25 protein-coding genes are annotated in these 23,511 nt (G+C 57.7%); 21 read left to right on the forward strand and 4 right to left on the reverse strand.

What is annotated here, in order from left to right:
• Positions 1-242 precede the first annotated feature (242 nt).
• Positions 243-701, forward strand: a complete 459-nt coding sequence (locus KIF87_RS18015) for a YbaK/EbsC family protein (protein ID WP_008502085.1) — start codon at positions 243-245, stop codon at positions 699-701.
• Between the two features lie 38 nt (positions 702-739).
• Here the strand turns inward: KIF87_RS18015 and bglJ are convergent, their stop codons facing one another.
• Complete coding sequence (gene bglJ, locus KIF87_RS18020; protein ID WP_213329950.1) at positions 740-1,375, reverse strand: DNA-binding transcriptional activator BglJ; 636 nt, start codon at positions 1,373-1,375, stop codon at positions 740-742.
• On the reverse strand, positions 1,372-2,109 hold the full coding sequence (locus KIF87_RS18025; RefSeq protein WP_213329925.1) for a helix-turn-helix transcriptional regulator: 738 nt from the start codon (positions 2,107-2,109) through the stop codon (positions 1,372-1,374). The genes bglJ and KIF87_RS18025 overlap by 4 nt, the downstream gene beginning before the upstream one ends.
• 410 nt (positions 2,110-2,519) lie before the next feature.
• Here KIF87_RS18025 and KIF87_RS18030 point away from each other — a divergent pair, with 410 nt between their 5' ends.
• The 10 genes from KIF87_RS18030 (at position 2,520) to KIF87_RS18075 (ending at position 10,546) form a co-directional block, all read left to right on the forward strand.
• On the forward strand, positions 2,520-3,296 hold the full coding sequence (locus KIF87_RS18030) for a threonine/serine exporter family protein (RefSeq protein ID WP_121424960.1): 777 nt from the start codon (positions 2,520-2,522) through the stop codon (positions 3,294-3,296).
• The gene (locus KIF87_RS18035; protein WP_020885295.1) at positions 3,287-3,760 is read left to right on the forward strand and encodes a threonine/serine exporter; all 474 of its coding nucleotides are present in this window, start codon (positions 3,287-3,289) and stop codon (positions 3,758-3,760) included. Before KIF87_RS18030 ends, KIF87_RS18035 begins: the two co-directional genes overlap by 10 nt.
• Before the next feature lie 67 nt (positions 3,761-3,827).
• Positions 3,828-4,469, forward strand: a complete 642-nt coding sequence (locus KIF87_RS18040; protein ID WP_023334413.1) for a TetR/AcrR family transcriptional regulator — start codon at positions 3,828-3,830, stop codon at positions 4,467-4,469.
• Positions 4,470-4,510: 41 nt separating this feature from the next.
• Positions 4,511-4,963, forward strand: coding sequence for a MarR family winged helix-turn-helix transcriptional regulator (locus KIF87_RS18045; RefSeq protein ID WP_023293337.1), 453 nt, complete (start codon positions 4,511-4,513; stop codon positions 4,961-4,963).
• 83 nt (positions 4,964-5,046) lie between these two features.
• On the forward strand, positions 5,047-5,475 hold the full coding sequence (locus KIF87_RS18050) for an organic hydroperoxide resistance protein (protein ID WP_010427173.1): 429 nt from the start codon (positions 5,047-5,049) through the stop codon (positions 5,473-5,475).
• A gap of 148 nt (positions 5,476-5,623) precedes the next feature.
• The gene (gene dnaT / locus KIF87_RS18055; RefSeq protein WP_213329927.1) at positions 5,624-6,169 is read left to right on the forward strand and encodes a primosomal protein DnaT; all 546 of its coding nucleotides are present in this window, start codon (positions 5,624-5,626) and stop codon (positions 6,167-6,169) included.
• Entirely contained in the window at positions 6,166-6,903 is a 738-nt protein-coding gene (gene dnaC, locus KIF87_RS18060) for a replicative helicase loader DnaC (RefSeq protein WP_023334409.1), read from the forward strand. The genes dnaT and dnaC overlap by 4 nt, the downstream gene beginning before the upstream one ends.
• A gap of 83 nt (positions 6,904-6,986) precedes the next feature.
• Positions 6,987-7,469, forward strand: coding sequence for a YjjA family protein (locus KIF87_RS18065; protein WP_121425077.1), 483 nt, complete (start codon positions 6,987-6,989; stop codon positions 7,467-7,469).
• Positions 7,470-7,739: 270 nt separating this feature from the next.
• Complete coding sequence (gene opgB, locus KIF87_RS18070; RefSeq protein ID WP_213329929.1) at positions 7,740-10,031, forward strand: phosphatidylglycerol--membrane-oligosaccharide glycerophosphotransferase; 2,292 nt, start codon at positions 7,740-7,742, stop codon at positions 10,029-10,031.
• Complete coding sequence (locus KIF87_RS18075) at positions 10,031-10,546, forward strand: GNAT family N-acetyltransferase (RefSeq protein WP_213329931.1); 516 nt, start codon at positions 10,031-10,033, stop codon at positions 10,544-10,546. Before opgB ends, KIF87_RS18075 begins: the two co-directional genes overlap by 1 nt.
• A 92-nt stretch (positions 10,547-10,638) precedes the next feature.
• Here the strand turns inward: KIF87_RS18075 and tsr are convergent, their stop codons facing one another.
• Positions 10,639-12,303, reverse strand: coding sequence for a methyl-accepting chemotaxis protein (gene tsr / locus KIF87_RS18080; protein ID WP_213329933.1), 1,665 nt, complete (start codon positions 12,301-12,303; stop codon positions 10,639-10,641).
• A gap of 83 nt (positions 12,304-12,386) precedes the next feature.
• On the reverse strand, positions 12,387-12,827 hold the full coding sequence (gene hpaR, locus KIF87_RS18085; RefSeq protein WP_023334396.1) for a homoprotocatechuate degradation operon regulator HpaR: 441 nt from the start codon (positions 12,825-12,827) through the stop codon (positions 12,387-12,389).
• A gap of 270 nt (positions 12,828-13,097) precedes the next feature.
• On the opposite strand from hpaR, the gene hpaG reads away from it, so the two are divergent.
• The 10 genes from hpaG (at position 13,098) to KIF87_RS18135 (ending at position 23,337) form a co-directional block, all read left to right on the forward strand.
• Positions 13,098-14,375, forward strand: a complete 1,278-nt coding sequence (hpaG, locus tag KIF87_RS18090) for a 4-hydroxyphenylacetate degradation bifunctional isomerase/decarboxylase (RefSeq protein ID WP_213329935.1) — start codon at positions 13,098-13,100, stop codon at positions 14,373-14,375.
• The gene (hpaE, locus tag KIF87_RS18095) at positions 14,372-15,838 is read left to right on the forward strand and encodes a 5-carboxymethyl-2-hydroxymuconate semialdehyde dehydrogenase (protein ID WP_213329937.1); all 1,467 of its coding nucleotides are present in this window, start codon (positions 14,372-14,374) and stop codon (positions 15,836-15,838) included. Before hpaG ends, hpaE begins: the two co-directional genes overlap by 4 nt.
• Positions 15,839-15,840: 2 nt before the next feature.
• A complete protein-coding gene (gene hpaD / locus KIF87_RS18100) occupies positions 15,841-16,692 on the forward strand; it encodes a 3,4-dihydroxyphenylacetate 2,3-dioxygenase (RefSeq protein ID WP_213329939.1) in 852 nt (283 codons plus the stop codon).
• A 9-nt stretch (positions 16,693-16,701) separates the two neighbouring features.
• Complete coding sequence (locus KIF87_RS18105; protein ID WP_213329941.1) at positions 16,702-17,082, forward strand: 5-carboxymethyl-2-hydroxymuconate Delta-isomerase; 381 nt, start codon at positions 16,702-16,704, stop codon at positions 17,080-17,082.
• A gap of 120 nt (positions 17,083-17,202) precedes the next feature.
• Positions 17,203-18,006, forward strand: a complete 804-nt coding sequence (hpaH, locus tag KIF87_RS18110) for a 2-oxo-hept-4-ene-1,7-dioate hydratase (protein ID WP_108417166.1) — start codon at positions 17,203-17,205, stop codon at positions 18,004-18,006.
• Between the two features lie 9 nt (positions 18,007-18,015).
• On the forward strand, positions 18,016-18,813 hold the full coding sequence (gene hpaI / locus KIF87_RS18115; protein ID WP_213329942.1) for a 4-hydroxy-2-oxoheptanedioate aldolase: 798 nt from the start codon (positions 18,016-18,018) through the stop codon (positions 18,811-18,813).
• Between the two features lie 21 nt (positions 18,814-18,834).
• Positions 18,835-20,187 carry a 4-hydroxyphenylacetate permease gene (hpaX, locus tag KIF87_RS18120; protein ID WP_193940839.1) on the forward strand — a complete coding sequence of 451 codons (1,353 nt, stop codon included), beginning with the start codon at positions 18,835-18,837 and terminating at the stop codon, positions 20,185-20,187.
• A complete protein-coding gene (gene hpaA, locus KIF87_RS18125) occupies positions 20,159-21,049 on the forward strand; it encodes a 4-hydroxyphenylacetate catabolism regulatory protein HpaA (protein WP_042717310.1) in 891 nt (296 codons plus the stop codon). Before hpaX ends, hpaA begins: the two co-directional genes overlap by 29 nt.
• A gap of 195 nt (positions 21,050-21,244) precedes the next feature.
• On the forward strand, positions 21,245-22,807 hold the full coding sequence (gene hpaB / locus KIF87_RS18130; RefSeq protein ID WP_014168483.1) for a 4-hydroxyphenylacetate 3-monooxygenase, oxygenase component: 1,563 nt from the start codon (positions 21,245-21,247) through the stop codon (positions 22,805-22,807).
• 17 nt (positions 22,808-22,824) lie between these two features.
• Positions 22,825-23,337, forward strand: a complete 513-nt coding sequence (locus tag KIF87_RS18135; protein ID WP_159515460.1) for a 4-hydroxyphenylacetate 3-monooxygenase reductase subunit — start codon at positions 22,825-22,827, stop codon at positions 23,335-23,337.
• Positions 23,338-23,511: the final 174 nt, after the last annotated feature.

A 23,511-nucleotide genomic window follows, 5' to 3' on the forward strand; every position in this document is an offset into this window, starting at 1 on the left:
GTACCAGTGGTACTGCTCAGACGAAATGGTTTCATAATTTGCTCTTATTATTGGATACAGGGGACGTTACGTACTCAGTATTAATCGACGCATCACGCTCTGCAACCGGTTACTGTAACCGGTTTCTGTGAATGTGAAGAGGATCCAGAAATCAGCCGTTCGGGATATTTGTTACTTAAGAGATATTTACAGAGCATAAATTCTTATGACAGATTACGCAGGATATTTGTCAGGAGGAAACAATGAGTTTGCAGTCTGTACAGCAGTTTTTTGCCGACAACGCGCCGGATATAGACGTAATTGAACTTAGCCAGAGTACCGCTACCGTTGCGTTGGCTGCTGCCGCCCATCGTGTTGAACCGGGACAAATCGCCAAGACCTTGTCGCTGAAGGTTAAAAATGAGGTGATTCTGGTGGTAGCGAAAGGCGATGCGCGTCTGGATAACAAAAAGCTGAAAGACACGTTTGGTGCGAAAGCGCGCATGCTCAGCAGTGATGAAGTGGTGACAATCACCGGTCATCCCGTTGGCGGCGTGTGCCCGTTCGGGCTGGAAAATCCGCTCGCGGTTTACTGCGATATCTCATTAAAGCAGTACGCCGAAGTCCTGCCCGCCGCAGGCGCAATTCACAGTGCCGTGCGTATTTCACCTGACAGAATGGCAGAGCTGACTTCCGCAAAGTGGGTTGATGTTTGCATCTGATGGATGCGCCAGAGCCTGTCTGGCGCGCAACGGGCAGGTTATAAAAAGGTCGGCTTGCCGAGTGCCGAACTTCGCGGTTCTCTTGCCGGAAGGTGAGTAATAATATCCGCCGCATCGAGCAACCCGACGTCAGAGTTCACCCCCAGCTTCACCATCGCATTAAACTTATGCGCCCGGATGGTCTTAATATTGCGTTCAAGCTGTGCCGCGATTTGAGGAATAGAATAACCGCAAGACATATAACGCAATATTGCCCGTTCCGTTGGGCTTAACATTCTGTTTTGACTCCGGTACCAGTGATTCATCATATTGTCATTGATGCGCAGCGTTTCACTCAACAACACCATGAGTTCCTGCTGCAGGTGCTCAAGCGTCAGCGATTTACTGACCACACCGTGAAGGCGTGACGGCGAAAGATGGCTAATTAACCGTGCTTCCGTTTCATCAGCGACCAGGATAATGCGCTGGATATGACCATGCGTAAACGCGAGATCCCGCAGGTGCGCCAGACAGTTACGACGTTCCTCTCGCGCATCGGAAAGTGAATAGATCAGCGAGAAAAAATTGACGTGCTGAAGCGCTTTCTTAAAGCTGTCAAATTCGCTAAACAGATGCAGCTGATATTGGTTCAGGCCGGGCCTCGCAAAAAGATGCTGTAGCCCAACAGCACTCATCGTGCAATTTTCGACGATGGCGATATTTCTTGTTGAATCGGTTTTTTCCATTCCTCGAACTCTCCATAGGCTGACATCAGACTCAGCTCTCTCATTCCCTGCGTACTGTTGATCCAGGCGTACATATCGGCATTACTGCGTAAAGACAGCCGTCGCATCGCACTGTTTTTCTGCGCGCTGATGGTTTTATTGCTCTTCTTGAGCAATGTGGCGATTTGGTTAATCCCCCATCCTTTACCTAACAGACGCAGTACCTTGCGTTCGGAGTGCGTGAGCGCGATAACGTGTTCGTCTTCATCCTCCGTACTTTGAGGTTCCGGGGTTAATAACGTCTGGCTTATCCGCTCTGCCCGCTCGCTACCAGCCCGAATTGCGTTAACCACGCCTTCAATGGGCTCCATATCAGAAAGCAACGTACTTTCCGGGCGCATAAGCAACTCAACCGCAATAGGATAAAGCGGCCGCGAAACTAAAAAGATCCAGTGAATGTCCCGGTATTGATTCAATAAACCGTAATACTCTTCGAGGGTGCCCCGAGGATTCCTGTATTCACCTGAAACATCGGCAATAATGACATCCGCGCGCCGTAACTGGAGCAGCGTCAGCTCCTGCAGTGAGCGGCAATAGGTCAATTCAAAATCCGGGAAATGGCGTGCCATCAAGCCCCCTAACCCGTTTTGCATCACGGGTATCCGGCTAATGACCACGCCGCGCTTACCATGCAATGACAACATAGACCCTCCGTGTCCATTCTTCATTTGATGAGTCACGTTAAAACGCATCAATGTATGAGTATTTTCGTCCCTGAGTGTAAAACTGATTAATACAAGCAGAAGATGAGATATGTTCTTAGTTTAAGAAATGCCTAAAACAGCGGTAATATCTCATAAAGCGCAAATAAATTTAATTGCGGAGCCATTAAAATAACGACAATATAAAATTAGAATAACTAAATACAAATATTCTATATTTCCATATTAATAATTCACCGCATTGATAAATTTATCCAACTCCCCTTTCGCGATACGGGCGGAAACTGTTTGCATAAACCTTGATCTGGCCCACAGCAAGAGGCACTGCACTTTGTGCTAAAAGTAATCACTATGGGCCAACCGGCAACTTTCCATCTTCTTCAGGACAATACATGCAGGCAGATCGGTCAACGCAGCGTGCTATCACGCGGCTATGTATTCAGTGCGGTCTTTTTCTGCTCCAGCACGGCGCGGAAAGCGCGCTGGTTGAGGAGCTCTCCACCCGGCTGGGCGTGGCGCTGGGTATGGATAGCGTTGAAAGCGCGATCTCATCCAACGCCATTGTGCTTACCACGATCAAAGACGGTCAGTGCCTGACCTCCACCCGCAAAAACCATGACCGCGGCATTAACATGCACGTCGTGACCGAAGTGCAGCACATCGTGATCCTTGCTGAGCACAAGCTTCTCGATCTCCATGAAATTGAAAAGCGGTTCAACCAAATTAAGCCGTTACGTTATCCGCGCTGGCTTGTCGTGCTGATGGTAGGGCTGTCGTGCGCCTGCTTTTGTAAGCTCAATAAAGGCGGCTGGGACGGTGCGATCGTCACCTTTTTTGCCAGCAGTATCGCCATGTATGTTCGCCAGATGCTGACGCACCGGCAGTTGCATCCGCAGATTAACTTCTGCATTACCGCGTTTGTCGCCACCACGGTTTCCGGCCTGCTTCTGCGCCTGCCGCAGTTTGCTAACACCCCGACGATTGCCATGGCCGCCAGCGTGCTTCTGCTGGTCCCGGGCTTTCCGTTGATCAACGCCGTCGCCGACATGTTTAAAGGGCACATTAATACCGGTCTGGCACGCTGGGCTATCGCCAGCCTGCTGACGCTGGCGACCTGCATCGGCGTGGTTATGGCCATGACACTCTGGGGGTTACGCGGATGGGCGTGATAGATTTTCTGCTGGCGCTGGCCCAGGACATGCTTCTGGCCGCCATTCCCGCCGTCGGCTTTGCGATGGTATTTAACGTTCCGCAACGCGCGCTGCCGTGGTGTGCGCTGCTGGGCGCGATTGGCCATGGCTCGCGAATGGTGATGATGACCGCGGGTTTTAACATCGAATGGTCAACGTTCATGGCGTCCATGCTGGTCGGCAGTATCGGCATCCAGTGGTCGCGCTGGTATCTGGCGCATCCCAAAGTGTTCACCGTCGCCGCCGTGATCCCGATGTTCCCGGGCATATCTGCGTATACGGCGATGATTTCCGCGGTGAAAATCAGCCATTTTGGCTACACCGAGCCCCAGATGATCCTCCTTCTGAGCAACTTTCTTAAGGCGTCGTCCATCGTCGGCGCGCTCTCTATCGGGCTGTCAATCCCCGGACTGTGGCTGTACCGCAAACGCCCACGCGTTTGATATTTGTGTTATTTCGCTGCCATGGAGATAATCCTTCTGGTCCGTTTGGTGAAAATAAGGAAAGGATGTGGCTAACCCTGGCAGCGAACACCCCGAGCACGGCGAAGAATCCAGCCTGAAAGAGAAAATTTTTCAGAGCGCCATCGCGCTTTTTGCCGAGTATGGATTGAACGGTGCCCGCATGGAGCAAATCGCGGAGAAAGCGGGTACCACCAAACGCATGGTGGTTTACCATTTTAAAAATAAAGAGAATCTCTATCTCCTGGTGCTGGAACACGTTTACACCCAGATTCGCGCCAGTGAAAAAGCGCTAAGCCTGGCAGGAATGCCCCCCGTTGAAGCGCTGGTCGACCTGGTTGAAGCCACCTTTGACTATCATGCCGACCATCCAGACTACATCCGGATTATCTGCATGGAAAACATGCAGCGTGGCCGCTTTATGCAGCAGTCGAGCTATCTTCGCCAGGTCAACCGCAGCGCGCTCGACCTGCTGGAGGAGATCCTGCGCCGGGGCAAAGAAAAACAGCTCTTCAGCCAGACGGTCGACGCCCGCGATCTTCACCGCCTGATAAGCAGCTTCAGCTTTCACTACGTTGCCAACAGCTACACCTTCACGCTCCTGTTTGAAGACGGTGCGGACGAACAGGCCCAGCGCCAGCACTACCGCAAAATGGCCGTTCAGGTAGCGCTCCGCTACACCTGCCCATAAAATTGCTTGCAATTAAATCGTGCACTATCTATATTCATTTCATGAACGCGAAAACGAACGACGCAACCGCTGCGCTCAAGCTGGATAACCAGCTCTGCTTTGCCCTCTATTCGGCAAATCTGGCGCTTAATAAGCTGTACCGGCAACTGCTGGCACCGCTGAACCTGACTTACCCGCAATACCTGGTGATGCTGGTGCTGTGGGAGCAGGATGACATGACGGTGTCGGACATCGGCGAGCGGCTGTTTCTGGACTCTGCGACCCTGACGCCGCTTTTGAAGCGGCTGGAAAGTGCCGGGTTAATCAACCGTCACCGTTCCCGCAAAGACGAACGTCAGGTCGCCGTTACCCTGAGCGAAGCGGGACGTGAACTGCAGCAGCAGGCATTGGGTATCCCCCATGCTGTGGGTTGCGCAGCGCAGTGTGATACCGACACCCTGCTGGCGCTCAAACAGCAGCTCGAACTTTTGCGACAACAGCTACACCGCGCGTAAGGCTATACTTTACGCGTAATTATTACCCATATATATCGCACGCTATTTAATAGCACACATTAAAGCAAGATGAGGAACCTGCCATGTCTTTAGAAAAAGTCGTTTATACCGCCAAAGCCAAAGCAACCGGTGGCCGTGACGGTCGTGCCACCTCTTCCGATGGCGTACTGGACGTAAAACTGGGCGTGCCAAAAGAGATGGGCGGCATGGGGGGAGAAGTGACGAACCCTGAGCAGCTGTTTGCTGCCGGCTACTCTGCCTGCTTCCTTGGCGCGATGAAGTTTGTGGCGGCGCGCGACAAATTTGCCCTGCCAAAAGAGGCCTTTATTGAAGGCGAAGTGGGTATTGGCCCGCTGCCAACCGGTTTTGGTATCGAAGCGAAACTGAACATCCACGTTGAGGGTATGGATCCCGCGGAAGCCAAAAAGCTGGTCGACGCGGCGCACATTGTTTGCCCGTACTCTAACGCGACCCGCGGCAACATCGACGTGACCCTGAACATCATCGCGTGATAAATACCTGATGGCGCTGCGCTTATCAGGCCTACGACCGTAGCCCCGGTAAGCGCAGCGCCACCGGGGAAATCCCCTCCTTCCCTTTCCTCTCTCTGTGCTACCATAAGCCCATATCACGCCCGTAGTAATCAGTAGAGTAAGCGCTATGTCCTCCAGAATTCTGACCACCAGCATTGCTGGCATTGATGCCTTTATGCGCGACCCACGCGGTGTGTTGACCCACGCCGAAGGCGGCACGGTTGCGGTTTTTGCCGACAACGCGCCGGCGTTTTACGCAATCACGCCGGAACGCCTGGCACAGCTTCTGGAGATCGAAGCGCAACTGTCACGCCCGGCGAGCGATGTCGCGCTGGACAACCAGTTCTTTGATGAGCCGGTCAACGTCCCCGTGACCGTTCCGATGGGAAAATTTGCCCTGTACGCGGGCTGGCAGCCAGATGCGGATTTTCAGCGGCAGGCGGCGCTTTGGGGCATTGCGTTAACCCAACCGACCACCGCCGAAGAGCTCGCCGCGTTTACCGCCTGGTGGCAGGCGGAAGGGAAAGTCTTCACCCACATTCAGTGGCAGCAAAAGCTTGCGCGTCATCTTCAAATTACCCGCGCCGGCAACAACGGCCAGCCCAAACGCGATATCAACGCGTTTTCAGAACCGGATAAACAGATCCCCAGCGGATTCCGAGGTGCGAAATGAAGAACGTCGGCGACCTGATGAAACGTCTGCAAAAAATGATGCCTGCCAACGTGAAGCCCGCTTTCACCACGGGTGAAGAGCTGCTGGCGTGGCAAAAAGAGCAAGGTGAGATCCGCGCCGCCGCGCTCGCCAGGGAAAACCGGGCGATGAAAATGCAGCGCACCTTTAACCGCTCCGGTATCCGTCCCCTGCACCAGAACTGCTCGTTCGATAACTATAAAGTCGAAACCAATGGACAGATGAACGCCCTTGCCGCCGCCCGTCAGTACGTGGATGAATTCGACGGCAATATCGCCAGCTTCATCTTTAGCGGCAAGCCGGGCACCGGAAAAAATCACCTTGCAGCCGCCATCTGCAACGAGCTGCTTCTGCGGGGTAAATCGGTTCTTATCATCACCGTGGCCGATATCATGTCCGCGATGAAAGACACCTTCAGCAACCGCGAAACCAGCGAAGAACAGCTGCTTAACGATCTGAGCAATGTGGATTTGCTGGTCATCGACGAGATTGGCGTTCAGACAGAATCCCGCTATGAAAAAGTGATCATCAACCAGATTGTCGATCGCCGCTCCTCGTCCAAGCGCCCCACCGGCATGCTGACGAACCACAATATCGACGAGATGACCCGCCTGCTGGGGGAACGCGTCATGGACCGCATGAAGCTGGGTAACAGTCTCTATGTCATCTTCGACTGGGAAAGTTACCGCAGCCGCGTTACCGGCAAAGAGTATTAAGACAGTTCCAGGAATCGCCGCCAGGGCATAGGTATATACTGGAACCCCTTCGGCCCAAAACGGACCTTTTTGAGAGAGCCATGATGAAAAAACAGATTCTAATCAGCACCTTTTTAGGCGCGCTGCTGGTGACCGGCGCGGCGCAAGCGGCGTCCTGGCAGGAGTCCCTGTCAAGCGCAGCAAATGAGCTGACCAAGGAGAGCAGCAGCTCTCAGGGCGGACTCTCCGCCTCCTCCCTTACCAGCCTGCTGGGCAACAGCTCTCAGAGCCTCAGCGCGGGCACGATGAACAATGCGGCGGGGATTCTGGAATATTGCGCGAAGCAAAAGCTGGCCTCCGTGACCGACGCGCAAAACGTGAAAAACCAGGTGCTGGGTAAACTGGGTCTGGATACCCAGGAGCAGAAAGCGGACACCAACTATATGGACGGCATTCAGGGCCTGCTTAACGCGCAAAACGGCCAGCAGCTGAACCTGAGCACCCTCGGCAACTCTTCTCTGGCAAAACAGGTGAAAACCAAAGCCTGCGATCTGGTGCTGAAACAAGGCGTTAACTTCCTCTCCTGATCCATCCCATTTTCTGCCACAACACGCCGCGTTTAATGCGATAGTCTTGCAGCGCGGCGCTAAATGAGCGTTTTTCCCACCTGCCACCGTCTCAGCGTCCGTTTGTCAGGATGTGTCCATCTTCATAAAAACGATTTTCTAAACCAAATCCTAACAACAGCACACTTTCGTGACACTAAAATTGCAGCTTAACGACATCGCAATTACATTGTATGACCCAAAAAATAAACAGTTAGCCAGCGAACCATCTGGCGTCATGAGGATATGCTGTTGTCTGAATTCATGTCTCTTATCCTTTTTCTGGCTTCCGTCGGCGTTTACGCCTGGAAAGCCGGCCGTCACACCTGGTGGTTTATCGCCACGCTGGTGGTGCTCGGCATTTTTATTATTTTAAACATTACCTTATACGCCAGCGATTACTTTACCGGTGACGGTATTAACGATGCGGTGCTCTACACGCTGACGAACAGCCTGACGGGCGCGGGTGTGGGCAAGTACATTCTTCCGGGGCTCGGCATTATTGTCGCGCTGGTGACGATTTTTGGCGCGCTGGCCTGGGTGCTGCGTCGACGTCGCCATCATCCTCACCATCATGGCTACAGCCTGCTGGCGTTATTCCTGGCGCTGGCCTCCGTCGACGCCAGCCCGGCGTTCCATCAGATCACCGAGCTGGTGAAATCCCAGTCGCGCGACGGCGATCCTGATTTCGTGGCTTACTATAAAGAACCGTCGAAAACGATCGCCAACCCGAAGCTCAACCTGGTTTACATCTACGGTGAAAGCCTGGAACGCACGTACTTTGATAACGATGCGTTCCCGGACCTGACGCCAGACCTGGGTGCGCTGAAAAATGAAGGTCTTGATTTCAGCCACACCATGCAGCTGCCCGGTACGGATTACACGATTGCCGGGATGGTTGCCTCCCAGTGCGGTATCCCGCTGTTCGCGCCTTTTGAGGGTAACGCCTCAGCCTCGATGTCGACGTTCTTCCCGCAGAATATTTGCCTCGGCGATATCCTGAAAAACTCCGGCTACGAAAACTATTTTATGCAGGGGGCAAACCTGCGCTTTGCCGGAAAAGACGTGTTCCTGAAATCCCACGGTTTTGACCACCTGTATGGCTCAGAAGAGTTAAAAACGACGGTTGCCGATCCGAGCTACCGTAACGACTGGGGCTTCTATGACGATACGGTACTCGACGAAACCTGGAAGAAATTCGAGGAGCTTTCCCGCTCGGGCAAGCGCTTCTCCCTCTTTGCGCTGACGGTGGACACCCACCATCCGGACGGGTTCGTCTCGCGCAGCTGCAAACGCAAAAGCTATGACGTTGACGGCAAAAACAACAAGTCTTTCAGCGCCGTGACCTGCAGCCAGGAGCACATTGCCGCGCTGGTCGAGAAAATCAAAGCCTCGCCCTGGTTTAAAAACACCGTCATCGTCGTTTCGTCTGACCATCTGGCGATGAAAAATAGCGCCTGGGATCAGCTCAACAAGCAGGATCGCAGCAATCTGTTCTTCGTCCTGCGCGGCGACCAGCCGCAGCAGGAGGTCATCGCCACCAAACGCAACTCCATGGATAACGGCGCAACCGTGCTGGACATTCTGGGTGGCGACAACTTTATTGGCCTGGGCCGCAGCACGCTGTCGGGGCAATCCCTGTCGGAAGTGTTCCTCAACATGAAGGAAAAAATCCTCGCCTGGAAGCCAGACATCATCCGCCTGTGGAACTTCCCGAAAGAGATGAAGGACTTCACTGTAGATCGGGATAAAAACACGATTGCCTTCTCGGGCAGCAGCTTCCGTCTGCCGCTGCTGGTGCGCGTGTCGGAGGGGCGCGTTGAGCCGCTGCCGGAAAGCGAATATTCCGCACCGCTGCGCTATCAGCTGGCCGATTTTGCTCCGCGCGATAATTTCGTCTGGGTCGACAGGTGTTTCAAAATGGGCCAGCTCTGGTCGCAGCCGCTGGCGCTTTCTACCGACTGGTGCGTCTCTCAGGGCCAGCTCGGCGGGGAGCAAACCGTGCAGCACGTGGACAAAGCCCAGTGGAAAGGCAAAACCGCGTTTAAAGATACGGTGATTGATACGGCGCGCTATCAGCACAACATCGACATGCTGAAAGTCAGCGATAACGATATTCGCTACAAAGCGGACAGCTTTATCTTTAACGTGGCCGGCGCGCCCGAGGAAGTGAAGCAGTTTAGCGGCATCTCGCGTCCGGAGTCCTGGGGACGTTGGTCAAACGCGCAGCTGGGCAATGAGGTGAAAATTGAGTACGCCCATCCGCTGCCGGAACAGTTCGACCTGGTGATCACCGCCAGAGCGTATGGCCCTAACGCTAACAGGCCCGTACCGGTGCGCGTGGGCGATCGGGAGCAGACCCTGACGCTCGGGAACGACGTGAGCACGCACACGCTGCATTTTGAGAACCCATCGCGCAGCAACACCCTGGTGATCGTGCCGCCGGACCCGCAGTCGACCAATGAAGGGAATATCCTTGGACACTCACCGCGCGAAATCGGGATTGGCATGGTAGAAATTAAAATTGTGAGTCGCGCAGGCTAATGGTCGACCTTAACCTCACCGTTCGACCCACGCGTCCCGGCGACGTTACCGCCCTGCCCGCCATTGAACGCGCGGCGGGCGAGCGCTTTCGTGAAGTCCAGGAGCTCGCCTGGCTTGCCGACGGTGAGGTCATTTCCGCTGAGCAGCACCTTGAGTATGCCGAACGTGGGCTAAGCTGGCTGGCGCTGGTTAACGACCGCCCCGCAGGGTTTATCCTCACCGAAGCGCACTCTTCGTCGCTGTTTATCGTGGAGCTTTCGGTCGTTCTGGACTGGCAGGGAAAAGGGATTGGTCGGCAGCTCATCGCCCGTGCGGCTGCCCATGCCCGGACGCTGGGGCTGGCGTCGCTGACGTTGACGACGTTTCGGGACGTACCGTGGAACGCGCCGTTCTATGCGCGGCTGGGGTTTGAAAAAATGACGACGCTGACGCCTGAACTGCGTCAGAAAAGGGAAGAAGAGGCAGCGCACGGTTTCGCGTATGAAACGCGCTGCGCCATGCGCCTGCCTATGTAATATCGCCCGGTGGCGCTGCGCTTACCGGGCCTACAAAACCCTGAACCGTAGGCCGGGTAAGGCGCAGCCGCCACCCGGCACAACGCGCAGAGTTAGAACGTTTCCCAGTTATCGCCTGAATCGGCAGTCGCGGTTTTACGCGCCATCACCGGCGCGGAAACCGCTTTAGCCGCAGCGAATTCGCGCGCTTTCATCTGCTCCTGCTGAATGCGGAACACCGCCACGGCCTGAGTCAGACGGCTCGCCTGCTCTTCCAGTGCGGCCGCCGCTGCGGCAGATTCCTCAACCAGCGAGGCGTTCTGCTGGGTCACGCGATCCATCTCGGCTACCGCCAGACCCACCTGGTCGATACCGCGGCTCTGCTCGTCAGACGCAGAGGCGATTTCACCCATGATGTCCGTTACGCGGGTAACCGCGTTCACGATCTCACCCATGGTTTCACCGGCGCTTTCTACCAGCGTTGAACCCACTTCCACGCGGCCAACGGAGTCTTCGATCAGACTCTTGATTTCACGAGCCGCCTGGGCGCTGCGCTGGGCCAGGTTACGCACTTCACCTGCCACCACCGCAAAACCACGACCCTGCTCGCCCGCACGCGCCGCTTCTACCGCCGCGTTCAGTGCCAGAATGTTGGTCTGGAAGGCAATGCCGTCGATCACGCTGATAATGTCGGCAATTTTCTGCGAACTGCCCGCGATATCGCGCATGGTCTGCACCACGTTATCCACCACTTTGCCGCCTTTCTGCGCGGTTTCAGAGGCGCTCAGCGCAAGATGGCTCGCCTGACGGGCGTTTTCGGCGTTCTGCTTAACGGTCGCCGTCAGCTGCTCCATGCTGGCCGCGGTCTCTTCCAGGGAAGCGGCCTGCTGTTCAGTACGGGAGGAGAGGTCGTTGTTGCCCATCGCAATTTCGCTCGCGCCGCTGTAGATAGCGTTCGCGCCGTTACGCACGTCGCCGACGGTACGCACCAGTTCACCCTGCATATGACGCAGCGAGTCGGCCAGTTCACCCATCTCGTTGGTGCCCTGAACCTCAATGCGCTTCACCAGGTCGCCGCTGGCGATATGGCGAATGTTGTCGATCAGACGATTCAGCGGAGAGATCAGCGTCTGCTTGATGTTGAGCCAGACGGCCACGATCACCACCAGCACGGCAATCAGGACGCTGATCAGCACCCAGATAGCCTGGCTGAAGGAGCTGTTGCTGTCCTCGACCGCCGTCTGGTACAGCTTGTCGTTCTGCTGCAGGTAGCTCACATACTGCTTCTCAAAACCGTCCTGATAGCTCTGGGTCGGCTGGTCGAAGAAGGCGTTGATTTTGCCCGCGCCCAGCAGCTGAATCAGCTCCGCCAGCGCGCCGTGGTAAATATCATAGTTACGCTTGATCTCCATGGCATCCGCATCGCTTTGACGCGGATCGCGCGGCAGGGCTTCGTAGGCAGCCCAGTTTTTTTCCGCCTGTTTCAGAGACGTAGACGCGATTTGCATCAAATCGTTAACGGTCGCGCCGCTGCCGATATTGCTCTGATCCATCATGTAGCGGATACCCGCGCGGTTCAGGGTATTACGGGTTTGCAGCAACGCGACCCAGCTGGCGTTCAGCGTGGATTGTTGCTGGCGAATGGTTTGCAGGACGGTGAAATTCTCTTTGTCATTCTTAAGGGCATTAAAGAAAAGACCACCGGACGTGAGTTGTAAAAGGCCAAATATCGCTAAAACCAGCATTAAGCTGGTGACAATCTTGATACGGTTTAACATGTTTTCTCTTTCCTCAGACAGATACAGAATTTTCGGCCTGGAAAGGGAAAACTTTACGAAAATCATTCTGGAATTTGTGGTTTTTACTCTTCTTCCCGCGCTGCGTTATGACGGTTTCCGAGTTCAATAAACTCTTCCAGCAGCGCCGTCAGCTGTTTCATCTTCTCCGGCGTGTATTCCGCCTCAATTTGCTGATACGCCTCTTCGACCTGCGCCTGGGCATGTTCATACAGCGCATTCCCCTCTTTGGTCAGCGACACGTACAGCTTGCGCTGGTCGTTGACCGGCTTTAAGCGCAGCACCAGGCCGTCACGCTCCATGCGCGTCAGAATGCCGGTCAGGCTCGGGCGCAGGATGCAGGTGCGAAACGCCAGATCGTGAAAATCCATCGACGGATGCTCAGCCAGCACGCGCACAATGCGCCACTGCTGCTCGGTCAGGTTATGCCGCTTCACGATCGGGCGGAAGTACGACATCGCCGCTTCCCGCGCCTGCAGCAGCGCGATGGTTAATGAGTCATGCATAGGCTCTCCCTTCACATCATTAACAAGTAAACAATCACTAAAAGATGCTTTTATAAACAACACGTTTTCTGCCAAAAAGTCTAACAGAAACCATTCAAATTTATTAACCAGCTGATTTACCTATAAATAATTACCAATATGTAAATTTATTGTTATTCATATCACAAATTTTTCACTTCTGATTGCGAAATAAACAGCAAAAGCATAAAACCAGATCATTAACATATTAATGAAATCATAACCCGGACCGCCGGGGTGAGGAGTATGTGAATGAAAGGTACCGTTTTTGCCGTCGCCCTCAACCATCGAAGCCAGCGTGAAGCCTGGCGCGAGGCGTTTGAAAAAGCCCCCTACAGCACGCCGCCGAAAACAGCCGTGTGGTTTATAAAACCGCACAACACGGTGATTCGCGCGGGCGAGCCGATCCCCTTCCCGCAGGGGGAAACGGTGCTGAGCGGCGCGACGGTGGCGCTGGTGGTGGGCAAAACCGCCAGCAGGGTGCGCGTGGAGGACGCCGCGGACTACATCGCGGGATACGCGCTGGCCAACGAAGTGAGCCTGCCGGAAGAGAGCTTCTACCGCCCGGCCATCAAGGCCAAATGCCGGGACGGATTTTGCCCGCTGGGCGAACTTGTCGCCGTTGATAGCGTGGATAACCTGACCATCATTACCGAGATCAACGGTCGCGAAGCGGACCACTGGAACACCGCCGATCTTCAGCGCAGCGCTGCCGAACTGCTGAGCGCCCTGAGCGAGTTCGCCACCCTCAACCCCGGCGATGCGATCCTGCTCGGCACGCCGCAAAGCCGCGTTGAGATCCGCCCGGGCGATCGCGTGCGGATTCTGGCGGCAGGCTTTCCGCCGCTGGAAAACCCGGTGGTAGATGAGCGCAACGTCACTATTGCGCACAGCACGCCGCCGCACGCCACGCTGTTTGCCCTCGGTCTGAACTATGCCGATCACGCCAGCGAGCTGGACTTCAAGCCGCCCACCGAGCCGCTGGTATTTATCAAAGCGCCAAACACCTTCAACGGCGACAACCAGACGTCGGTGCGCCCGAACAATATCGAATACATGCACTACGAGGCCGAGCTGGTGGTGGTCATCGGTAAAACCGCGCGTAAGGCCAGCGAAGCCGAGGCGATGGACTACGTGGCGGGCTATACGGTCTGCAACGACTACGCCATCCGCGACTACCTGGAAAACTACTACCGCCCGAACCTGCGGGTAAAAAGCCGCGACGGGCTGACGCCCATTTCCCCCCACATCGTGCCGAAAGCGGCGATTCCCGACCCTCACAATCTCGCCCTGCGCACCTTCGTCAACGGCGAGCTGCGCCAGGAAGGCACCACGGCGGATCTGATCTTCAGCATTCCGTTCCTGATTGCGTACCTGAGCGATTTTATGACCCTGCAGCCGGGCGACATGATTGCCACCGGCACGCCAAAAGGGCTGTCCGACGTGGTGCCGGGCGATGAGGTGGTGGTGGAAGTGGAGGGCGTGGGACGCCTGGTGAACAGAATTGTCAGCGAGGAGACTGCAAAATGAAAAAGATAAACCACTGGATCAACGGTAAAAACGTCGCCGGAAGCGAGTACTTCCACACCACCAACCCGGCCTCCGGCGAGGTATTAGCGGAAGTCGCCTCCGGCGGTGAAGCTGAAATTCACCAGGCCGTTGCCGCCGCCAAAGAGGCGTTCCCGAAATGGGCCAATCTGCCGATGAAGGAGCGCGCGCGCCTGATGCGCCGCCTGGGCGATCTGATTGACCAGAACGTGCCCGAGATCGCCGCCATGGAAACCGCCGACACCGGCCTGCCGATCCACCAGACCAAAAACGTGCTCATTCCGCGCGCCTCGCACAACTTCGAGTTCTTCGCCGAGGTGTGCCAGCAGATGAACGGCAAAACCTACCCGGTGGACGACAAGATGCTCAACTACACCCTGGTGCAGCCGGTGGGCGTCTGCGCGCTGGTGTCGCCGTGGAACGTGCCGTTTATGACCGCCACCTGGAAGGTCGCCCCGTGCCTGGCACTCGGCAACACCGCGGTGCTGAAAATGTCTGAACTCTCCCCGCTGACCGCCGACCGTCTGGGCGAGCTGGCGCTGGAGGCGGGCATTCCGGCGGGCGTGCTGAACGTGGTGCAGGGCTACGGCGCGACGGCAGGCGACGCGCTGGTGCGCCATCACGACGTGCGCGCCGTCTCCTTCACCGGCGGCACCGCCACCGGGCGTAACATCATGAAAAACGCCGGGCTGAAGAAGTACTCCATGGAGCTGGGTGGTAAATCCCCGGTGCTGATTTTTGAAGATGCCGACATCGAGCGCGCGCTGGACGCAGCCCTGTTCACCATCTTCTCCATCAACGGCGAGCGCTGCACCGCGGGCTCGCGCATCTTTATCCAGCAGAGCATCTACCCGGAATTCGTCAAGCGCTTTGCCGAGCGCGCCAACCGCCTCCGCGTGGGCGACCCGACCGATCCGAACACCCAGATTGGCGCACTCATCAGCAAGCAGCACTGGGAGAAGGTCTCCGGCTACATCCGCCTCGGCATTGAAGAGGGCGCAACCCTGCTGGCTGGCGGCCCGGACAAACCGACCGATCTGCCTGCGCACCTGAAGGGCGGCAACTTCCTGCGACCAACCGTGCTGGCGGACGTCGACAACCGCATGCGCGTGGCGCAGGAGGAGATCTTCGGGCCGGTGGCCTGCCTGCTGCCGTTTAAGGACGAAGCGGAAGGCCTGCGCCTGGCGAATGACGTGGAGTACGGCCTGGCGTCGTACATCTGGACCCAGGACATCAGCAAGGTGCTGCGCCTGGCGCGCAATATCGAAGCGGGCATGGTGTTCGTCAACACCCAGAACGTGCGCGACCTGCGCCAGCCGTTTGGCGGCGTGAAGGCCTCCGGCACCGGCCGCGAGGGCGGCGAGTACAGCTTCGAGGTGTTCGCGGAGATGAAGAACGTCTGCATCTCCATGGGCGACCATCCAATTCCAAAGTGGGGGATCTGACCATGGGTAAACTAGCGTTAGCGGCGAAAATCACCCACGTACCGTCCATGTACCTCTCCGAGCTGCCGGGGAAAAACCACGGCTGCCGCCAGTCGGCCATCGACGGGCATAAAGAGATCAGCAAGCGCTGCCGCGAGCTGGGCGTGGACACCATCATCGTGTTCGACACCCACTGGCTGGTGAACAGCGCGTACCACATCAACTGTGCGGACCATTTTGCGGGCGTCTACACCAGCAACGAGCTGCCGCACTTTATCCGCGACATGACCTATGACTACGACGGCAACCCGGCGCTCGGCCAGCTGATCGCCGACGAAGCGGTGAAGCTCGGCGTGCGCGCCAAAGCGCACAACATCCCGAGCCTCAAGCTGGAGTACGGCACGCTGGTGCCGATGCGCTACATGAATGCGGATAAGCACTTCAAAGTGATCTCCATCTCGGCGTTCTGCACGGTTCACGACTTCGCCGACAGCCGCAGGCTGGGCGAGGCCATCGTCAGCGCTATCGAAAAATACGACGGCACCGTGGCGGTGCTCGCCAGCGGCTCGCTGTCGCACCGCTTTATCGACGACCAGCGTGCGGAAGAAGGGATGAACAGCTACACCCGCGAGTTTGACCGTCAGATGGACGAGCGCGTGGTGAAGCTGTGGCGCGAAGGCCAGTTTAAGGAGTTTTGCAGCATGCTGCCGGAGTACGCCGACTACTGCTACGGCGAGGGCAACATGCACGACACCGTGATGCTGCTGGGCATGCTCGGCTGGGACCAGTACGACGGCAAGGTGGAGTTCCTCACCGAGCTGTTCGCCAGCTCCGGCACCGGCCAGGTTAACGCCGTTTTCCCGCTGCCCGCGTAAGGAGCCACCATGCCGCACTTTATTGCTGAATGTACCGACAACATCCGCGAGCAGGCCGACCTGCCGGGGCTGTTCGCCAAAGTCAACGAGGCGCTCGCCGCCACGGGCATCTTCCCCATCGGCGGTATCCGCAGCCGCGCCCACTGGCTGGACACCTGGCAGATGGCCGACGGCAAGCACGATTACGCCTTTGTGCATATGACGCTGAAGATTGGTGCCGGGCGCAGCCTGGAGAGCCGGGAAGCCGTGGGGGAGATGCTGTTTGGGCTGATCAAGGCGCACTTCGCGGAGCTGATGGCCGCCCGCTATCTGGCACTGTCGTTCGAGCTCGACGAGCTGCATCCGACGCTCAATTACAAACAAAACAACGTGCACGCGTTGTTTAAGTAAAACCGTCCCCTCTCCCTTTGGGAGAGGGTTAGGGTGAGGGGAAATCTCTGCGGCCTGATGCCCTCACCCCGTCCCTCTCCCACGGGGAGAGGGAGAAAAAACATAAAACAGGATATCGCCATGCTCGACAAACATACCCATACCCTGATCGCCCATCGTCTGCATCAGGCGGAACAATCCCGGGAGCAGATCCGTGCGATCTCCCTTGAGTACCCGGAGATTACGATTGAAGACGCCTACGCCGTCCAGCGCGAATGGGTCAGCCTGAAAATCGCCGAAGGCCGCGTGCTGAAGGGCCACAAGATCGGCCTCACCTCGAAAGCGATGCAGGCCAGCTCGCAGATTAGCGAACCGGACTACGGCGCGCTGCTGGACGACATGTTCTTCCACGACGGCAGCGACATTCCCGTCGATCGCTTTATCGTTCCGCGCATCGAAGTGGAGCTGGCCTTCGTGCTGGCAAAACCGCTGCGCGGCCCGAACTGCACGATCTTCGACGTCTACAACGCTACGGACTACGTCATCCCCGCGCTGGAGCTGATCGACGCCCGCTGCCACAACGTTGACCCGGAAACCCAGCGCCCGCGCAAGGTGTTCGACACCATTTCCGATAACGCCGCCAACGCGGGGGTGATCCTCGGCGGCCGTCCGATTAAGCCCGACGCGCTGGATCTGCGCTGGATCTCCGCCCTGCTCTACCGCAACGGCGTGATTGAAGAGACCGGCGTTGCCGCAGGCGTGCTCAACCACCCGGCGAACGGCGTAGCGTGGCTGGCGAACAAGCTGGCGCCGTACGACGTGCAGCTTGAGCCGGGGCAAATCATTCTCGGCGGCTCGTTTACCCGCCCGGTGCCCGCCAGCAGAGGCGACACCTTCCACGTCGACTACGGCAGCATGGGCTCCATCAGCTGCCGCTTTGTTTAGGAGAGGACCATGCAAAACGCATTCAAAGCGGCGCTGCAGGCGGGCCGCCCGCAAATCGGCTTATGGCTGGGGCTGACCAGCAGCTATAGCGCCGAGCTGCTGGCGGGGGCAGGCTTCGACTGGCTGCTGATCGACGGCGAGCACGCGCCGAACAGCGTGCAGACCGTGTTAACCCAATTACAGGCCATCGCCCCTTATCCCAGCCAGCCGGTGGTGCGCCCGTCGTGGAACGACCCGGTGCAGATTAAACAGCTGCTGGACGTGGGGGCACAAACCCTGCTGGTGCCGATGGTTCAAAACGCCGACGAAGCGCGGCTGGCGGTACGTTCGACGCGCTACCCGCCTGCGGGCATTCGCGGCGTCGGCAGCGCCCTGGCGCGCGCCTCGCGCTGGAACCGCATCCCGGACTACCTGCAGCAGGCTAACGACGCCATGTGCGTGCTGGTGCAGATTGAAACCCGCGAGGCGCTGAAAAACCTGCCGCAGATCCTGGACGTGGAAGGCGTCGACGGCGTGTTTATCGGCCCGGCGGATCTGAGCGCCGACATGGGCTTTGCCGGCAATCCGCAGCACCCGGAGGTGCAGGCCGCCATTGAGCAGGCGATCGCGCAGATCCGTGCGGCCGGTAAAGCGCCCGGCATCCTGATGGCGAACGAGCCGCTGGCGAAACGCTACCTTGAACTCGGCGCGCTGTTTGTCGCCGTCGGCGTCGACACCACCCTGCTCGCCCGCGGCGCGGAAGCGCTGGCGGCACGCTTTATCGAACAACCGGTTACGTCAGTTAATAACAATAAATCCGTCTACTAAACGTAAGATCTGGAGCGCACCATGACGACCTCTACCCTGCAAACCCATGATAATAAAGCTGTTGAACATCGCGCCATTAACAAGCTGTTCCGACGCCTGATCGTCTTTCTCTTTATCCTGTTTGTCTTTTCGTTTCTCGATCGCATCAACATCGGCTTTGCCGGGCTGACGATGGGCAAAGATCTGGGCCTTACGTCGACCATGTTTGGCCTGGCCGCGACGCTGTTTTACGTTACCTACGTGCTGTGTGGGATCCCGAGCAACATCATGCTGGCGAAAATCGGCGCGCGGCGCTGGATCGCCGGGATCATGGTGGTGTGGGGCATCGCCTCCACCTGCACCATGTTCGCCACCAGCCCGCACACGCTCTATGTTTTACGCATGCTGGTGGGCATTGCGGAAGCGGGCTTCCTGCCAGGGATCCTGGTCTATCTCACCTGGTGGTTCCCGGCCTATCACCGCGCCCGCGCCAACGCGCTGTTTATGATCGCCATGCCGGTGACCATGATGCTCGGCTCGATCCTCTCCGGCTACATTCTGGCGATGGACGGGCTGTGGAACCTGAAGGGCTGGCAGTGGCTGTTCCTGCTGGAGGGGCTGCCGTCGGTGGTGCTCGGCGTAGTGACCTGGTTTTACCTCAACGACACGCCGGATCAGGCCACCTGGCTGGACGACGACGAAAAGCAGGCGCTGAAAACGATGATCGCCCGCGAGCAGGAGGTCGCCATTGCCCAATCCGTCACGCCGCGATCGACGCTGCGCGAAGTGCTGACCCCGGCGGTGCTGCTCTACACGCTGGCCTACTTCTGCCTGACCAACACGCTTAGCGCGATCAACATCTGGACGCCGCAGATCCTGCAAAGCTTTAACACGGGGAGCAGCAATATCGTCATCGGCCTGCTGGCGGCGATCCCGCAGTTTTGCACCATCCTCGGGATGATCTGGTGGAGCCGACGCTCCGACAGGCTGAAAGAGCGAAAAAAGCACACCATCCTGCCGTACCTGTTCGCCGCGGCGGGATGGATGCTGGCCTCGGCCACCGATCACAGCCTGATCCAGCTGCTTGGCATCATCATGGCCTCAACCGGATCGTTTACCGCCATGGCGATATTCTGGACCACGCCGGATCGGGTGATTAGCCTGCAGTCCCGCGCGGTGGCGCTGGCGGTGATCAACGCCATCGGCAACGTAGGATCCGCCGTCAGCCCATTGCTGATTGGGATCCTGCGCGACGCGACCGGCAGCTTCAGCTCCGGCCTATGGTTTGTGGCCGGACTGCTGGTGGTCGGCGCGCTGGTGCTGACGCGCATTCCGATGACGCAGCGGGATCAACAGAGGAACGAGCATGTGCCAGAGCCCTATCGCCAACATTGATATCAGCAAGGAGTACGACGAAAGTCTGGGCACCGACGATGTGCACTACCAGTCGTTCGCCCGCATGGCGGCCTTTTTTGGCCGCGACATGCAGGCGCATCGTCACGACCAGTATTTTCAGATGCACTTTCTCGATACCGGGCAGATTGAACTCCAGCTCGACGATCACCGCTACTCGGTGCAGGCCCCGCTGTTCGTCCTCACGCCGCCGTCGGTGCCGCACGCGTTTATCACCGAATCCGACAGCGACGGGCACGTGCTGACGGTGCGCGAGGATCTGATCTGGCCGCTGCTGGAGGTGCTCTACCCCGGCACGCGGGAAGCGTTTGGCCTGCCGGGGATCTGCCTCTCGCTGGCCGACAGGCCGGACGAGCTGGCGGCGCTGAAGCACTACTGGCAGCTGATTGCCCGGGAATCGACGGAACAGCTGCCGGGGCGAGAGCATACTCTGGTCCTGCTGGCGCAGGCGGTCTTCACCCTGCTGCTGCGCAACGCCAAGCTCGACGACCACGCTTCGGGCGGCATGCGCGGCGAGTTGAAGCTGTTCCAGCGCTTTACCCAGCTGATAGATGCCCACTACCACCAGCACTGGACGGTGCCCGAATACGCCAGCGAACTGCACCTGACCGAATCCCGCCTGACCGATATCTGCCGCCGCTTCGCCAACCGCCCGCCGAAGCGGCTGATCTTCGACCGCCAGCTGCGGGAGGCCAGGCGGCTGCTGCTCTTCTCCGACAGCGCGGTCAGCGAGATTGCCTGGCAGCTGGGGTTTAAGGATCCGGCCTATTTTGCCCGATTTTTTAACCGCTTAGTGGGGTGCTCGCCGAGCGCGTATCGGGCGCAGAAAGTACCGGTTTCCTGAGCGCATCACGTTTTGTAGGGCGGGTAAGCGTAGCGCCACCCGCCGAAAAGCCGCACAGATCACAAATCCCAATCCAGCCTGAAAAGTACCCGCCGTTGTCCCAATCGTCCCTTCACGTTACGCCCCTCTCAGGCTTCAATTAAACAACAAAAACAAAACATAAATTTAACAACACTATTCCGATACGAGGTCCCTATGAAGCCTGAAGATTTCCGCGCTGATGCCAAACGTCCGTTAACCGGCGAAGAGTATTTAAAAAGCCTGCAGGACGGTCGTGAGATTTATATCTACGGCGAGCGCGTCAAAGACGTCACTACCCATCCGGCGTTTCGCAACGCGGCGGCCTCTATCGCGCAGATGTACGACGCGCTGCACAAGCCGGACATGCAGGACACCCTCTGCTGGGGCACCGACACCGGCAGCGGCGGCTACACCCATAAGTTCTTCCGCGTGGCGAAAAGCGCCGACGACCTGCGCCAGCAGCGCGACGCCATCGCCGAGTGGTCACGCCTGAGCTACGGCTGGATGGGCCGCACGCCGGACTACAAGGCCGCATTCGGCTGCGCGCTCGGCGCCAACCCGGCCTTCTACGGCCAGTTCGAACAGAACGCCCGTAACTGGTACACCCGCATTCAGGAAACCGGTCTGTACTTCAACCACGCCATCGTTAACCCGCCGATCGACCGCCACAAGCCGGCGGACGAGGTGAAAGACGTCTACATCAAGCTGGAGAAAGAGACCGATGCCGGGATTATCGTCAGCGGCGCGAAAGTGGTGGCAACCAACTCGGCGCTGACCCACTACAACATGATCGGCTTCGGCTCCGCGCAGGTGATGGGTGAAAACCCGGACTTCGCGCTGATGTTCGTCGCGCCGATGGATGCCGAAGGCGTGAAGCTGATCTCCCGCGCCTCTTACGAGATGGTGGCAGGCGCAACCGGATCCCCGTACGACTACCCGCTCTCCAGCCGCTTCGACGAGAACGACGCGATCCTGGTGATGGATCACGTGCTGATCCCGTGGGAAAACGTGCTGATCTACCGCGATTTCGACCGCTGCCGTCGCTGGACGATGGAGGGCGGCTTTGCCCGCATGTACCCGCTGCAGGCCTGCGTGCGTCTGGCGGTGAAGCTCGACTTCATCACCGCCCTGCTGAAGAAATCCCTGGAGTGCACCGGCACCCTGGAGTTCCGCGGCGTGCAGGCGGATCTCGGCGAAGTGGTGGCCTGGCGCAACATGTTCTGGGCGCTGAGCGACTCCATGTGTTCCGAAGCCACCCCGTGGGTCAACGGCGCGTATCTGCCGGATCACGCCGCCCTGCAAACCTACCGCGTCATGGCCCCGATGGCCTACGCGAAGATCAAGAACATCATCGAGCGTAACGTGACGTCCGGTCTGATCTACCTGCCGTCCAGCGCCCGGGATCTGAACAACCCGCAGATCGACCAGTATCTGGCGAAATACGTGCGCGGCTCCAACGGCATGGATCACGTCGAACGCATCAAGATTTTGAAGCTGATGTGGGATGCCATCGGCAGCGAGTTTGGCGGCCGCCACGAGCTGTACGAAATCAACTACTCAGGGAGCCAGGATGAGATCCGCCTGCAGTGTCTGCGCCAGGCGCAGAGCTCCGGCAACATGGACAAGATGATGGCGATGGTCGACCGCTGCATGTCCGAATACGACCAGCACGGCTGGACGGTGCCGCACCTGCACAACAACAGCGATATCAACATGCTCGACAAGCTGCTGAAATAGCGCAGCGGGAGGTTGCAATGCATTTAGATGAACAACGCCTGCGTTTTCGCGACGCAATGAGCAGCCTGTCGGCGGCGGTCAATGTGGTCACCACCGAGGGCGAGGCGGGCCGCTGCGGCATTACCGCCACCGCCGTCTGTTCGGTGACTGACACCCCGCCGTCGGTCATGGTGTGCATCAACGCCAACAGCGCCATGAACCCGGTATTTCAGGGCAACGGCAGGCTGTGCGTTAACGTACTGAACCACGAGCAGGAGATCATGGCTCGCCATTTCGCCGGGATGACCGGTATGACGATGGAGGAGCGCTTTGCCCTCTCCTGCTGGCAGAAAGGTCCGCTGGCGCAGCCGGTGCTCAAGGGCGCGCTCGCCAGCCTGGAAGGCGAGATTAGCCAGGTGCAAACCATCGGCACGCATCTTGTCTACCTTGTTGAAATTAAAAACATCATTCTGAGTGACGCGGGACACGGCCTGATCTACTTCAAGCGCCGTTTCCACCCGGTCATGCTGGAGGCGGAAGCCGCCGTGTGATCCCCCCTCGCGCTGGCCTTTTTCTTCGGCCAGCGCCGCTTTCTACAAAAACTCCTAAGGTTTCCGCTAAATCACGCCGTTATATACCCATAAGAGAAATTTTCTGTGACTGAATACTGACACCCTTTGTCAGTGCATCCGCATCATTCAGCGCATACCTAAATATACAGGATG

Source organism: Enterobacter sp. 120016 (assembly GCF_018383635.1).
GTDB lineage: Bacteria > Pseudomonadota > Gammaproteobacteria > Enterobacterales > Enterobacteriaceae > Enterobacter > Enterobacter asburiae_D.